Below are 14943 nucleotides of genomic sequence, written 5' to 3'. Positions count from 1 at the left end.
GTGTCTCTTCGTATACAGCGTATTCGTCTTACAAATTTTCGTAATTTTTCCGACGCCGAGGTAACCTTGGCGTCGGGAATGACGGTTTTAGTTGGTCATAACGCAGTTGGTAAGACGAATACCATTGAAGCATTGCAACTCCTTACTACTGGTACTTCTTTTCGTCATCCTCGTTCATCAGAATTGTTGCGTATTGGCGCAGATACGGGACGAATTGAAAGTCGTATTGAAGGTGATGGTCGTGTATTGGATGTTTGTTGCACGATCACCACATCCAGGCGTACCTTCTCCAAAAATGGAAAGACCTGTAAGGCTGCAGATCTTCTCGGCACGTTAATGTCGATTTTGTTTTGTCCAGATGATCTATCTTTTGTAAAAGGCTCAGCGCGTATACGGCGAGAAGAACTGGACGGTTTTGGAAGTCAAGCACATCCGGGATATAACCGTGTAGTTAAGACATATCTTCGTTCAGTTGAACAGCGCAACAGTTTTTTAAAAGAACCAGATATTGATCCATCTCTGTTAGATGCTTGGGATGAATCAATCGCAACAGGTGCGGCGGTGCTATTAGGTCACAGATTAAGTCTGTTTCATAAGCTCGCACCCATTGTTTCACGCATTTATAGTGAGATAGCCTCCGGCGAAACATTGGAATGTCGCTATGTATGTTCTGCTGGCTGTGATTTCGAACAGATGAATAAAGAGGAATTACGAGAACATCTTTGGACGAAACTTCATGAAGGTCGTTCAGACGATATTCGCAGACAACAAACACTTATTGGTCCACATCGTGATGATATAGCGTTTCTTATTCAGGGTAAGGATGCGCGCGCATTTGCTTCTCAGGGACAACAACGCTCAATTGTGCTCGCCTGGAAAATGGCTGAAGTTGAATTAGCGCAGACGCTTGTGGGACAAAAACCACTTCTGTTACTTGACGATGTTATGAGTGAGTTGGATGAGACTCGTAGAGCGGCAATGTGTACTTTTATAGAAACAGGAGTACAAACTGTCTTAACCACGACAAATCTGGGTTATTTTTCACCTTCTCTTCTCGACCAGGCAAAGGTGGTGACATTTGATGGATAACAATCAACCTGTGAGCATTGCTTCTGTCCTAGGTTCCTATTTAGACAATGAGCTTGCTCAAAATATCAATGTCACCCAAAACGCTTCTCGTGCGTGGTGGCGAGCAAACGGAGATTTTGAACATCGTCATACGTGTGGTGTATATCTGAAAGATCTTTCTGATCTTGATAGGGCACCTGAGCTCTACGTTTATATTGATTCAAATGCGGTTTTACAAGATTTCACGACGAATCGTGAAATCTATCTTGCCCGGCTTGAGAATATTGGATTTATAGTTTCCGACGTACAATTTCGTCTCTCAAAGTATGCCGGTCATCGTTCAAAACAAAAGCAAATCGAGATTCAGTCAGCATCTTCTCCTGTATCAGCTAAACTGCCTGAACCCACCTCAGAAGAAGTACATGAAGTACAACAGGCATGTTCTGAGCTTCCCGATGGATTGCGCGAACGAGTGGAAAGCGCAATGCTTAATTCAATTCTTCGTCAAAAAGAAAAAGATACCGTCGATTAGACAAATACCGCTCAAATCGTCTTGTAAGGCTTCTGAATGGTATTCGTATGATTCTTGTTGTTCATTTAGGTCTTGGCCTGGAACCATTCGAAGAATGAGTGTAGACTTTCCGGGGCTATGAGGCTTCATAGGAAGGATTGGCCAGTGGCATCAAAGAAAAAAGAAGCTGAAGATTACGGTTCTGGGTCCATTAAGATCCTCGAGGGTCTTGAAGCGGTCCGGAAACGTCCAGGAATGTACATTGGAACAACGTCTGCTGCAGGTCTGCATCACCTGGTTTGGGAGATTGTAGATAACTCAGTAGACGAAGCTATGGCAGGATTTTGTAACCGTATTAAAGTAACGGTTCATCCTGATAATTCCGTTACCGTAGAAGATAATGGCCGAGGTATTCCTGTTGATAAACACCCGGTTAAAAAAATTCCTACCCTTGAAGTTGTTCTTACTATCCTTCATGCAGGTGGTAAGTTTGACAACAATGCATATAAAGTATCGGGTGGTTTGCACGGTGTAGGTGTGTCTGTTGTTAATGCTCTTTCAAAACGTCTTATCGCCCAGGTAAAACGTGATGGAAAAATATATGAGATGCAATTCTCGCGTGGTAAGACCACAGAGAAGATGCATGAGGTTGGTAAGAGTAAAACAACTGGTACAACCATAACGTTCTGGCCGGATGAAGAAATCTTTGAGACCACCGTTTTTAATTACGATACGCTCCATGATCACCTGCAGGAAACGGCGTTTCTCAATAAGAATCTCAAGATCACCCTTACCGATGAACGCGAACTCACGCCACGTACTGATGAATTCTGTTATTCCGGCGGTATTATCGACTTCGTAAAATATCTCAACGAAGGCAAAGAGATTCTTCCTGGTTTATCTAAGCCTATTTATATTGAAGGCACCTCTGCAGCGGATGCGCCTGACGAACAGCGCGGAGAAGTAGAAGTTGCACTTCAGTGGAACAGCTCTTATACCGAGCGAACCATGTCGTTTGCAAACGACATTTACACTGAAGAAGGCGGCATGCACCTCGAGGGCTTTAGAAGCGCGCTTACAAAGGTTATTAACGACTATGGTCGTAGTCACAATATCCTTAAAGAAAAGGATTCAAACCTTACTGGTGATGATGTTCGTGAGGGTTTAACAGCAGTTCTTTCTGTTAAGCTTCCTGACCCGCAGTTTGAGGGTCAGACAAAAGCAAAACTTGGTAACTCTTATATGCGTACCCTTGCTAACCGCATTGTTAGTGCTGGTATGAGCGAGTACCTAGAAGAACATCCAAACCAAGCAAAAGAGATTCTTAAAAAAGCATCACAGGCTGCAAAAGGTCGTCTTGCTGCTCAGAAAGCACGTCAAGCTACTCGTCGCAAAGGCCTTCTTGAAAGTGCAGCGCTTCCAGGAAAGCTCGCCGACTGCTCAGTGCGCGATGCAGAAATGACAGAACTCTTTATTGTCGAGGGTGACTCAGCAGGTGGCTCTGCCAAGATGGCACGAGATCGTTCTATCCAGGCAGTTTTACCTCTGCGCGGTAAGATTTTGAATGTTGAGCGCGTACAAGAGCATCGTGCTCTATCTGCAGATACCATCACCTCTCTTATTACTGCTATTGGTACAGGTGTTGGTCCTGAATTTAATATTGAAAAGGCGCGTTATCACAAAATCGTAATCATGACCGATGCTGATGTTGACGGTGCGCACATTCGTATCCTGCTCCTCACATTCTTCTATCGTTATATGCGTCCTATGATTGAGGCTGGTTATATCTTTGTTGCCCAGCCACCCCTGTATCAACTTAAACCCAAAGGTCGCAAGAACGGAAAGTACATCTATACCGATGAGGAACTTGCTCTTGAAGCAAGTAAATTTGAGGATTCCTCAAAGTACACCGTGCAGCGATATAAGGGTCTTGGTGAAATGGATCCTGAACAGCTGTGGAGTACCACTATGGAGCCAAAGAATCGAATTCTGCTTCAGGTAACCATTGATGATGCCCAGGCAGCTGAGCGTGCAGTAAGTGATCTTATGGGAACACAAGTTGAGCGTCGTAAGGACTTCATCCAAACGCACGCTAAAGACGTCCGATTCTTGGATATCTAACGAAAGGTATCTTACGTGGCTGACGATACAAATAAGTTTGATGGTGAAGATCAGAACGAACTCAACAATGATGAGAACACCATCAATGATGAACTTGATGAAGAAGAGCTTGAAGAAGAAGTCGATGAAGATTTAGACGATGATTTAGACGAATCTGATGAGTCTTCAACACTTAATCTTGCTGGAGCTGGCCTTTCTCACGCTATTAGTGATGAGGCGGGTACACGTATTACGTTAAAAGACATTCATGGTGGAGCCATTAAACCCACCGATATGGCTCAAGAAATGAAAACATCATTCCTTGAGTACTCCATGTCTGTTATCGTGGCTCGCGCTCTTCCAGATGTACGAGATGGTTTGAAACCTGTACACCGCCGCATTCTGTATGCAATGAATGAGGCAGGTATTACCGCAGGTAAACCTCATAAAAAGTCTGCATGGACTGTCGGAGAAGTAATGGGTAAGTATCACCCACATGGTGATGCTGCTATCTATGACTCTATGGTCCGTATGGCGCAAGACTTTTCAATGCGTCTTCCGCTTATTGATGGTCATGGTAACTTCGGTTCGATCGACGGCGATCCTCCAGCAGCTATGCGTTATACCGAGAGCCGTTTGACCCGTGCTGCTGAAGCAATGCTGCGCGATCTCAATAAAGAAACCGTCGATCTGCAGCCTAACTACGATGAGTCACTTACTGAGCCAGCGGTTTTGCCAGCACGTTTTCCTAACTTGCTGGTGAATGGTTCATCAGGTATCGCTGTTGGTATGGCTACCAACGTTCCTCCGCATAACTTGCGCGAGGCTGCCGATGCGGTTTGCATGATGATTGATAATCCTGATGCAACGACTGATGAGCTCATGACGGTACTACCTGGTCCGGACTTCCCAACAGGCGGCATTATCATGGGTACAGAAGGTATCCGTGAAGCATATGAGACTGGACGCGGATCCATTACCATTCGCTCAAAAGTACATGTTGAGCAAATTAAAAATGGCCGTCAGCGTCTTGTTGTTACCGAAATTCCTTACCAGGTTAATAAGGGTTTGCTCCAGGAAAAAATTGCTCATGCGGTTAATGAGAAACGCATTGAAGGTATTTCAGATATGCGTGACGAGTCTAACCGCAAAGGCATGCGTATTGTTATCGACCTTAAGAGCGGTGCAGTTCCTCAGGTTGTTCTCAATAATCTTTATAAGAAGACACAACTGCAGGCAAACTTTAGCATCATTGATATTGCACTCGTAAATGGTGTGCCACGCACTCTTTCGCTGCGTGAGATACTGCGTCACTATATCGACCACCAGGTTGATGTAGTTACTCGCCGCACGAAATATGATCTTGATAAAGCCGAGAAGCGCGTTCATATTCTCGAAGGTTTGCTGATAGCTGTCGATAATATCGACGAGATTGTTCATATTATTCGCTCTTCTCACGACGATGCTGAAGCAAAACGCCGTATGAACGAACGCTTCGACATCGATGAGATTCAAGGTGAAGCAATTCTTCAGATGCGTTTGAGAAGACTTACTGGTCTTGCTCGCGATGAACTTGTTGCTCAAATCGCAGAGCTTCATGAGCAAATCGCATACTTTAAAGATTTGCTTGCCCATGAGGACAAAATCCTCGGCGTTATTAAAGACGAGCTGCGCGAGATTGTCGATCGCTTTGGTGATGATCGTCGTACCAAGATCTCTACGCAGGAGGCACAGGATCTCGATGTTGAAGATCTTATCGCCGAAGAGGATATGGTTGTTACGGTTACGCATGCTGGCTACGTAAAGCGTCTGCCAGTTGTTACCTATCGTTCTCAGAAGCGTGGTGGTAAGGGTATCTCAGCGCTGTCTCTTAAAGAGCATGACTTTGTTGAAGACATGTTTGTTGCTTCAACTCATGACTATGTGATGTTCTTTACTAACTTCGGCAAGGTTTATCGTCTGAAGGTTCATGAGCTACCCATTGGTTCCCGTCAAGCACGTGGACAAGCAATTGTTAACTTGCTCAATCTTGCAGAAGGTGAACATCCTACTGCCGTTATTACAACACGTGACTTCCCCGCAGATGAATTCTTGATGTTCGCAACAGCACGAGGAATGGTAAAGAAAACCGCTATTAGCGATTACGACCGTACTCGTCACGATGGCATGATTGCAATTAACCTCAAGGATCACGATGAGCTTATCGATGTTCGCCGTGTTCGCGAGCATGAGAAAGTCATTCTTGTATCCACCGATGGTAAAGCCATTCTCTTTGACGAATCGGAAGTTCGGGCAACTGGTCGTGCAACTTCAGGCGTTCGCGGAATTACGCTCAAGGGTGAAGCTCACCTGTTAGGTATGGAAATATCTAACGGCAAAGGCGATCTGTTTGTTATCACCGAAAAGGGTTACGGAAAACGTACGCCTATCTCGGAATATCCTGAGCATAAGCGCGGTGGCCAAGGTGTCTTTACCATCACAATGACTGCTAAAAAGGGTGCCTTAGCAGGAATGAAGGTAGTGGGACCTCAGCACGAAATCATGGTGGTTTCTGAAGAGGGTATCGTCATTCGTATGAAGTCTGGCGATGTAAGTCGACTCGGCCGCTCTACGCAAGGCGTAAAAGTAATGAACGTTGCCGACAACGATCGTGTAACAGCAGTGGCGCGTATGTCGGTGAAACCGAAGCAGGCTAAAAAAGCAGACACCAATCAAACAGCCTTCAATCTCATGGAAATGGAAGCTTCTTCTGAGGATGAATCGGTAGATATTGGTGGCGATGAGCAGGTTCTTGATTTGGACTCTGACGATGAATAAATCTTTTGCATGAATATATTTTGAAAATTTGTGCGAAAAAGATTTTGAAACCTGAATCGTAAAACAAAAAAGGGCGACGATTTTAAGAAACCGTCGCCCTTCCTTTTTGTAAACATTGTGAATTACGACTTCTGAGACTCTCCGTTATTCCCGATGAGAAAGTCTTCAGGAGAAAGTGTCTCCACAAAATCATGAAATTCTTTAAGCTCGCGCTCCTCTTCATCTTTTCTAACAGTTGTGAAATCTGGATACGCAGCAGTTTCAAGAACATCAGAATTAACGAAAATCGGAGCCTTAGTACGCACTGCAAGAGCAATTGCATCAGAGGGGCGTGCATCCACGTTGATATGCTCGCCGTCACTGCGAATAAGTGTGACATGAGCAAAGAAAGTTGCTCCCTCTACGCGATCAATCCCTACCGATGAGATGGTCGATCCAAGCTCAGAAACAACGTTTTTGAGCAGGTCATGAGTAAAAGGACGATGGTTTGTACTGTCATCCATTCCCATACTTATAGCGCTTGCCTCAGCAAGACCAATTTGAATAGGAAGCTGAAGATTCCCATCTGTTAAACGGGGATTACGCGGGCGCAGCACGACCATCGAGGCAACTGGTCCACCACCGACAACAATCGTCTCAATGTCCATTCTTACTTGAGTCATGTGCACCTCCTTATAATTCCTTCATGTGTTGTATGGGGTATGGTACCCATTCAAGAAGTTCATACAAAGTGTTGACCTACAGAAAAATATGTCGTAATATACTATCTCGCGTTGGGCCCGTAGCTCAGTTGGTCAGAGCGTCCGGCTGATAACCGGGAGGTCACAAGTTCGAGCCTTGTCGGGCCCACCACAATTGCCAATAGGCACCCCAGCGCTAGCCGAGTCGCCGCTGGGGTGCTTATTCGTCTGACCTTCAGCGTCAGATGTATAGCTCTCGGGGACGTAGCTCAGCTGGGAGAGCGCGGGCTTTGCAAGCCTGAGGTCGTGGGTTCGAACCCCATCGTCTCCACCACATGTTACCGCCGGGGCCAATTTGGTTCCGGCGTTTTTTTGTTTTGCGAACAAAGTGCAGGAGCTGTTAAGGATTCCTGCTGCACAACACATTGAGATTTTGGAGCATATATCATAGTTCCGTTCAAATCTTTTTAAGTATGGAGGAAACATGGCTCGTAATGACGAGAGTAATGCCGCGCAAGGCGGAGTTTCGGAGGAGTTAGATGCCCTCTCATGTGACCTTCTTGGCTCAGCTCTCGATGCGCTTGCAGCTGGCTCAGATGTTCTGGCGGTTGTAGCGCTTGAAGACGAGCATAATACACGCATTTCTCGTTCGTTTATCAACGATACACCAGAGGCGTGTATCGAGGCAGCACGAAATTATGTTCAAGGACTTATAGCTTCCTCAGGTGATAAAAACAGTGGTCTCGACATGCCTGTTCGTTATGCCTTGGTATATGAAGGAGCTGTTGAAAATACAGACGGTGCTTTCGATGATGCACTTATTCTTGAATTTGCCGAAAAAGGAACACAAGCATATTCGGCATATGTACTCTGGGATGGGTTTGGTGCAGGGGAAAATCTTGCCTGGACAGATCCAGCACCAGCAGGTGAAGTCGAATCTCTCTTTTGATCATTGAGCAAGATAAATCGTCTTCTTATCAATACGAACGATTGAGACCCCGGAGGGAAAGTAGGAAACATGCGGCAGGAGTTTATCCGTAACATTGCAATTATCGCCCACGTTGACCACGGTAAGACAACACTTGTGGATAAACTTCTGAGGGCTACCGATGCTTTTCGTGAGAATCAAAAAGTAGAAGATCGTATTCTCGATTCAAACGATCAAGAGCGTGAGCGTGGCATTACGATTCTTGCGAAGAATATTTCTATTGAATATAACAACGTCAAAATCAATGTTATTGATACGCCAGGCCACGCAGATTTTGGTGGCGAGGTTGAGCGTGTTCTTAAGATGGCAGACGGCGCTCTTTTGCTTGTTGATGCTGCTGAAGGTCCTATGCCTCAAACACGTTTCGTTTTACGCCACGCTATAGATGCAGGCCTTTCAGTCATGGTTGTTATCAATAAGATTGACCGTGAAGGTGCAGATCCAGAGAATGCTCTCAATGCTTCACTCGATCTCATGATGGATCTTGGAGCAACCGATGAGCAGCTTGAGTTTTCGATGGAGCACGTCATCTATGCAAGCGCCGTCAATGGTTTTGCACGCCTCAGCCCTGATGATGACAACATGGATATGTATCCTCTGCTCGACATGATCGTAGATGCCATGCCTGCTCCTGATGTTGACCCCACTGGTCCGCTTGCAATGCAATGCGTGACGGTTGATCACTCGAGCTATGTTGGACGTATTGGTATTGGTCGTGTCTATTCAGGCACGATTCATGACGGCGATAAAATTCTTGTCGTAAAGAATGATGGCAGCCGCGCTATGAGCCAAGTAAAACAGCTGTATACCTTCGACTATCTCGGCCGTGCAGAGTGTACCGAGGTTGTTGCAGGTGATATTGGTGCTGTAGTTGGTGTTGATTCCACTGATATTGGTGATGTCTACACCGACCCAGATAATCCTGTTGAACTCGATCCAATTGAGATCGATCTTCCTACACTTGCCGTTGTTTTTGAGCCTTCTACATCTCCTTTGGTGGGACGCGATGGTGACATTGTTGGCGGACGCCAACTCAAAGAGCGACTCGAGCAAGAGCGCGAAAACAACGTTACGATGCGCATTGAAGAGCTTCCTGATAAAACGGGTGTCGAGGTTGCTGGCCGTGGCATTTTACATCTTTCAGTACTGATGGAAGATATGCGTCGTGAAGGTTATGAGTTCCAAGTTGGACGTCCGCGCGTCCTCTTTAAGAAAGATGATCATGGCAATAGGCTCGAGCCCATCGAGCAAGCAGTTGTTGAATGTCCTGGAGAGTATTCAGGAAAGGTGATTGAGGTCTTTGGTAATGCTGGCGGTACGATGACCAGCATGGATCCTGGTGCCACCCAAACACATCTTGAGTTTAAGATCCCGACGCGCGGCATTATGGGTCTTAAAAACAGGATTCTCAATGTAACCCACGGCGAGGGTGTGTTCTATCACACATTCTTGGAATACGGTCCCTATGCCGGTGAAATTGGTGTTCGCCAAAACGGTGCCATGATTTCTATGTCTACCGATAAGGCCGTTGCCTACGCCCTTGGAACCCTGCAAGAGCGCGGAACACTTTTTGTTGCTCCAGGTACTGAGTGCTATGAAGGCATGCTTGTTGGTGAACGCTCAAAGCCGGGTGATATGGTGGTTAACATTGCTCGTACCAAGAGTCTTGGCAACCAGCGTTCAAGTACAGCTGATATTGCAGTTCAGCTTACACCGCCTCGAACGTTTACCTTGGAAGAAGCACTTGAGTACATCATGGATGACGAACTGGTAGAAATTACGCCAAAGAATATTCGTATGCGTAAGCGCATTCTGAATAGTACAGAGCGCCGTAAGTGGGCAGTTCGCTCTGGTCTTGTAAATAAATAAACAGAAAAGCATATCGAGTTGAAGAGCCGCATTTTGCGGCTCTTTTTATAGCTCTTAGCTGTCTATTCCTTCTTCATTCTGATCTGAAGAAACTTCTTGAGCAGCAACTTCCTTTTTGCTTATTACTCTAAGGTTTTTCGTGAAACGTCGTACACGTACAACACGTCTTACCGGTTCAATAACCTTACGAGTAAGCTCCATGTCTGCTGGAGTTTGAAGGTTGTAGCGCAGAGAGATCCTTCGTAGAACGACGGTTACTACAACGCAGACAATAGCGGTCCAAGGATTAAGTATTCCTGCATAAAACAGCATCACATAACAAATTGCTCCCCCTAAAGCACAGAGGGCATAAAGATTTCCTGGGATAAATATTTTAGGGACTTCACCGAGAAAGACATCTCGCATCATTCCGCCGCCAACACCGGTGAGTACACCCATAAGAATGCATGAGATGGGATTAAGTCCATACAGAAGGGCTTTGTCGCATCCTGCAGCACAGAATAAGCCAACAGAGATGATGTCTACCCACTCGATAGTTCTCGATAGTTGAGAAACAGGTGTTGGAAAGAGAAAAACGATCACTGAAGCAATGAGTGATACAGGAATGGCATAGTAGGAATCGAGCATATAAACGCTACCCACTTGCATAATAACGTCGCGAATCAGACCGCCACCAAGACCACAGAGCATGCCAAGTGAACAAGCACCTACCAAATCCAGCTTGTAAGCTCGCGCAATAAGCGATCCAGAAATCGAACCCGATACCACACCCATAAGTTCAAGCCATAGTGGGAGTGTGAGAACGGCGGATTCCCTTACAACATCTACGGGGATTCCGAACACCTCAACCTCCATACATAAAAAATGCCGACGGAGCGAATAAACTCCGTCGGCAATCTACCATATCCAGTAGCTAAGAACGATTGGATAAAGGAATTAACAATTACAGACCTTCAGTAGTGCCGAACCACTTGATCTTAATCTCATCCATTGTGCCGTTTTCCTGCAACGCAGCAAGGGCTTCATTAATAGCCTTAGTAAGACCGGGGTTGTCTTTAGAAACAACAATGCCGTATTGCTCGCCTGTTGGAACCTCAACGCAAACCTTAAGATCCTTATAAGACTGTTCGGTTAGATATTGTGCGACAGGTAGATCGGCAATGGCGCCCTGGTACAAACCGGAAGAGACACCGGTGAAGCATGAGACATAGTCATCAAGAGGAACAATTTCTGCCTGAGAGAAGTTCTCCTCTCCCCATGTCTGACCTGTTGTACCTGCAGAGGCTACGAGGACGTTACCTGCCTGATCAAAGTCCTCAAGAGAAGCATAGGTAGAAGTAGCTAACGCAAGAAGTGCCTGATTAGAGTTGAGGTATGGATCAGAGAAATCAATCTCAGCAGAGCGCTCGTCATTGATAGTAACAGCGGAGATGCAAACGTCTGCCTTACCGCCAGCCTTAATGGTTGGAACAAGAGTGTCAAACTTCTGAGTAGGAAGAATATTGCACTCCAAACCCATTTGCTCAGCAACAGCGGTAATCAGGTCAATATCAAATCCTTGAGTTCCTGATCCATCATCGGTTGAGAACTCAAAAGGAGGAAAACCGTTTGAATAAACAACACTGAGCTGCCCATCGTTTACCAGGGTATATCCATCAGCAGAGGCGCTCTCAGAATCGGTGTTTCCGCCGCAACCAGCCAAACCAAGCGCTGCAATACCGGAAAGTGTTGCGATGGCACTTCTCCTGCTTACATTCTTCATATTGGCTCCTTATATCGATTGATAAAGCTGTTAGATACAGCCTTAGTACCTAAATAAACCTGATGAGAAGTAATGCACTACAGATCTTCTCGCCAAATAGGCATGCTCATGCAACGTGGACCACCCTTGCCACGGCTCAGTTCAGATCCGCAGAAAGTATGGACGGTAATACCTGCTTTATCGAGAAGATCAAGCGTGATGAGGTTGCGATCGTATGCAGCTACTTCGCCTGGCTTAATGCAAAGCAGATTGGCACCAAGGTTATAAGACTCCCAACGACCACCAATCATGTCGCCATTGCCGCAAGGAATAAAACGCACTGCATCTACGCCGACAGCCTCACACAGCGCATCTGACCAGCCGCCTTCAACAAGGGAGCAGTGCACACTTGGCTTACCATTGGTATCAATAGCGCCAGGAGTGAGCTTGAAAACTGCGACATTGTCTTTCATGAAGGGATTGCACATGAAGGTGTCGTAATCAATCATTGCCAGCATGCCGTCAAGATGCATAATGCGAGGATCGCGCGAATGGAATGCATACACTGAGGTATATCCACGCTCAAAGACACTCGCGGCAACTGCTTCAATAGCACCAGGCTCGGTGCGACCAAAGCAGCCAATGCAGAGCGTGTGATCCGAGGCAACCATTACGTCGCCACCTTCAATAGTCCAAGGCGACTTCATGTTATAGAGATCCTCGGTAGGATCATCGGCGTACAGGTCTGAATAGCGATGGATGTACTTTAAAAGCAGTGGCTCACGCTGACGATAACGCTTGCACATGTGCGAAAGAATTACGCCGTCTGCAACGTTAATGCTTGAGTCGCGGGCAAAATAGGCATTTGGAAGCGGTTCAACAATAAAGAGTGCGCCTTTGCTAATCATGCCGCCAAGGGTTGTGTCGTCGGCGAAAAATGCATTATCAGAGCGAATACCACAGTAAATTGCATTTACAAATGACGTGGTATCAAGCTGGTTGTAATAAGCCAGAACTGCTTCTTCAAGCTGCGGAGAGCAAACATGTGAAGCTGCAATAAATTCTTTTGTAAAAGCCTCACGCGCATCCTGATGTGACATGGCCTGTGTAAATAAATCGCGAATATAAAAAACTTCTGCACCGGCATTACGCAATATTTGAGCAAACTCATCATGTTCGGCTTGGGCACGTGTAAGCATTGGAGTGTCTTGCAGAAGCATCTCTTGGAGATGGAATGGGTGAACTTGATTCAATTCATCCCCTGGTCTGCTCAACATAACGCGCTTTAATTGCCCAATTTCGGAGTAAACATGAACGTGAGACACTGACTCTCCCTCCATAATTGAATGGGTAGCTCTCGGTGTAAGCACCCAGCAGCAATCGCTATTGTGAATATGTACTGTTGCATAAGTATTACGTATTCATGTAAATATGTTTATGAATGAATCCCTTAAATGCAATAAATAATGGGGATAACGGCTGATGTGATACGTTGGCTTATAAAAACAAGCAATATTTGTGAAGGAACTCAAAAGAAAGATAAGAATGACCTTCCGAATGGAGGGTGACTTACGGTATACTGTCCGTTGCGGTTTTAAGGAGAGTTGTCCGAGTGGCCGAAGGAGCACGATTGGAAATCGTGTAGGCGCCTAAAGCGTCTCCAGGGTTCAAATCCCTGACTCTCCGCCAGAACTTGCTCGCGGCGCCTCGGGCGCCGCGTCACCCTAACGGAGGGGTGGCAGAGTGGTTGAATGCGGCGGTCTCGAAAACCGTTTACCCCTTCGGGGGTACGAGGGTTCGAATCCCTCCTCCTCCGCCAGTATTCATTTTCAGGTTACTTCAGGTAGCCTCTTTTTTTATCTTTATTTCTCTTCATTAATTACAATTCAATAATGAAAACCATAGTGAGCAATCACATATTTTTATCTTGGGTTGATTATACTTTCGTGCTACTTAAGCAAATGAGAGTGAGGGAATAACCCATGGCAAGCCCTGTATTTATAAACTCCTCGTACTATCAACGTGCTTGGCGCATGCTTACTTCGCAAAAGGGCTGGGGTAAGACCATAATGCTCATCATTTTGGCGCTTATCGTTCCCTTAGTTGGTGTGCTGGGTGTTATGGGTTATTGTCTCGAACGCGCTCGCATGATTGCTTGGGGTATGCAAAATGCTCCTGAAAAAGGAACACTCGGAATTGGTACGTGCTTACGATCTGGCCTACGAGGTTTTGTTGTTGCATTTTGTTGGGTCTTTGTACCCACCTTTGTTTTAGAGACCATATCGATGGTCCTTAACTTTTTCTCACTTTCATTCATTGCTGCAATGCTAACAATGCCAATAGCGATAATTATTCTCTGTTTCTCGGTTGTAGGTTTAGTAGCTGCACTTCACGCCACTATATATCAGAAGATTAGTGCTGGATTTGCTGTTAAACGCATTGTTATGATGGCGCGTCATGGTATATCTGGTCTTGCAAAAATAATAGTGAGTCAGTTTGTTGTTGGATTCTTCGGTAACATATTTATCTCGTTGCTCGCTTTCTTTATAGGTATGCCTCTCGCAGGACTTGTACTTGATATTAATGAGAATCTTGTAGATGAAATTAATTATCTAACGTCGCTCTCAAACAGTGTGGTAACCAGTGAACAAGCTGTAAGACTTATTGTGTTACTTCTACAGGTGCTCTTACCAATCATTATTGTCTTTTGGCTCGCAGGCATTATTTATTCTGCCTTTTTGTATCCAGTCCACTATATGTCTATTGGTCTGTGGATGTACCAATTTGATGTTCAAGCATGGGGTGGCGTTTCTGATGAGATGCCTCAGCCGATGAAAGAACAAAAACCTTGGTCTTATGGCGAGGTGTATGGAGCGTATAACACTGGCCAGCAACCAGCAGACGTAAATCAAAACAATAAAGCCGCTCTTCCTCAAATGACGACAGATATGCCGCAAAGTGGTTATACGGCCCCTGTTATATCTGGGCAAAACGTGGACCAAGAGCATGTACAACCCCGTTTTTGTCCACAATGCGGCAATCCATTGGTCCCGGGAGATAAATTCTGTCGCAATTGTGGAAAAGCGATTGCGCCACAAGAATATACAAACGATTAAAAGATTTGTGTAAAACAACCAAGCGAACGCGCCAGTTTGATTTTACTTACAGA

Annotated in this window: 11 protein-coding genes and 4 tRNA genes; 11 read left to right on the top strand and 4 right to left on the bottom strand. The window is 45.6% G+C overall.

From position 1 onward, the window contains the following. The 4 genes from recF (at window position 1) to gyrA (ending at window position 6496) form a co-directional block, all read left to right on the top strand. Window positions 1-1089: a DNA replication/repair protein RecF gene (gene recF / locus ACQY6Y_RS03585; protein ID WP_428378937.1), complete on the top strand. Its 1089-nt coding sequence runs from the start codon at window positions 1-3 to the stop codon at window positions 1087-1089. Next, a complete protein-coding gene (locus ACQY6Y_RS03580) occupies window positions 1082-1600 on the top strand; it encodes a hypothetical protein (protein WP_428378936.1) in 519 nt (172 codons plus the stop codon). The genes recF and ACQY6Y_RS03580 overlap by 8 nt, the downstream gene beginning before the upstream one ends. Before the next feature lie 144 nt (window positions 1601-1744). Continuing rightward, window positions 1745-3700 carry a DNA topoisomerase (ATP-hydrolyzing) subunit B gene (gyrB, locus tag ACQY6Y_RS03575; protein WP_428378935.1) on the top strand — a complete coding sequence of 652 codons (1956 nt, stop codon included), beginning with the start codon at window positions 1745-1747 and terminating at the stop codon, window positions 3698-3700. 15 nt (window positions 3701-3715) lie between these two features. Next, window positions 3716-6496: a DNA gyrase subunit A gene (gyrA, locus tag ACQY6Y_RS03570; RefSeq protein WP_428378934.1), complete on the top strand. Its 2781-nt coding sequence runs from the start codon at window positions 3716-3718 to the stop codon at window positions 6494-6496. Between the two features lie 122 nt (window positions 6497-6618). Here the strand turns inward: gyrA and ACQY6Y_RS03565 are convergent, their stop codons facing one another. Then, window positions 6619-7158 (bottom strand): bifunctional nuclease family protein, encoded by a 540-nt coding sequence (locus tag ACQY6Y_RS03565; protein WP_428378933.1) that lies wholly within the window; start codon window positions 7156-7158, stop codon window positions 6619-6621. A gap of 113 nt (window positions 7159-7271) precedes the next feature. Between ACQY6Y_RS03565 and ACQY6Y_RS03560 the strand changes: the two genes are divergently transcribed. The 4 genes from ACQY6Y_RS03560 (at window position 7272) to typA (ending at window position 10033) form a co-directional block, all read left to right on the top strand. Then, window positions 7272-7348: transfer RNA gene (locus ACQY6Y_RS03560), tRNA-Ile, on the top strand. Window positions 7349-7434: 86 nt separating this feature from the next. Next, a tRNA-Ala gene (locus ACQY6Y_RS03555) sits at window positions 7435-7510 on the top strand. 150 nt (window positions 7511-7660) lie between these two features. Continuing rightward, a complete protein-coding gene (locus ACQY6Y_RS03550; RefSeq protein ID WP_428378932.1) occupies window positions 7661-8125 on the top strand; it encodes a hypothetical protein in 465 nt (154 codons plus the stop codon). Window positions 8126-8194: 69 nt separating this feature from the next. Then, complete coding sequence (gene typA, locus ACQY6Y_RS03545) at window positions 8195-10033, top strand: translational GTPase TypA (protein ID WP_428378931.1); 1839 nt, start codon at window positions 8195-8197, stop codon at window positions 10031-10033. Between the two features lie 54 nt (window positions 10034-10087). Here typA and ACQY6Y_RS03540 read toward each other — a convergent pair whose 3' ends face one another. From ACQY6Y_RS03540 to ACQY6Y_RS03530, 3 genes are all read right to left on the bottom strand, one after another. Then, a complete protein-coding gene (locus tag ACQY6Y_RS03540; RefSeq protein ID WP_428378930.1) occupies window positions 10088-10876 on the bottom strand; it encodes a trimeric intracellular cation channel family protein in 789 nt (262 codons plus the stop codon). A 100-nt stretch (window positions 10877-10976) separates the two neighbouring features. After that, window positions 10977-11795: an ABC transporter substrate-binding protein gene (locus tag ACQY6Y_RS03535; protein WP_428378929.1), complete on the bottom strand. Its 819-nt coding sequence runs from the start codon at window positions 11793-11795 to the stop codon at window positions 10977-10979. A gap of 77 nt (window positions 11796-11872) precedes the next feature. Beyond that, window positions 11873-13099, bottom strand: coding sequence for an arginine deiminase family protein (locus tag ACQY6Y_RS03530; protein ID WP_428378928.1), 1227 nt, complete (start codon window positions 13097-13099; stop codon window positions 11873-11875). Between the two features lie 273 nt (window positions 13100-13372). On the opposite strand from ACQY6Y_RS03530, the gene ACQY6Y_RS03525 reads away from it, so the two are divergent. The 3 genes from ACQY6Y_RS03525 to ACQY6Y_RS03515 all read left to right on the top strand — a co-directional run bounded on the left by ACQY6Y_RS03525 (window position 13373) and on the right by ACQY6Y_RS03515 (window position 14890). Then, window positions 13373-13463 (top strand) — tRNA-Ser (locus ACQY6Y_RS03525). Between the two features lie 40 nt (window positions 13464-13503). Then, window positions 13504-13593: transfer RNA gene (locus ACQY6Y_RS03520), tRNA-Ser, on the top strand. A gap of 163 nt (window positions 13594-13756) precedes the next feature. After that, a complete protein-coding gene (locus tag ACQY6Y_RS03515; protein ID WP_428378927.1) occupies window positions 13757-14890 on the top strand; it encodes a DUF4013 domain-containing protein in 1134 nt (377 codons plus the stop codon). Window positions 14891-14943 lie beyond the last annotated feature (53 nt).

It is taken from the genome of Olsenella sp. Marseille-QA0557 (assembly GCF_965119725.1).
In the GTDB taxonomy this organism is placed as follows: Bacteria; Actinomycetota; Coriobacteriia; order Coriobacteriales; family Atopobiaceae; genus Coprovicinus; species Coprovicinus avistercoris.
The sequence above is the reverse complement of the archived record's forward strand: the minus strand, read 5'-3'. Positions and strand labels throughout refer to the sequence as shown.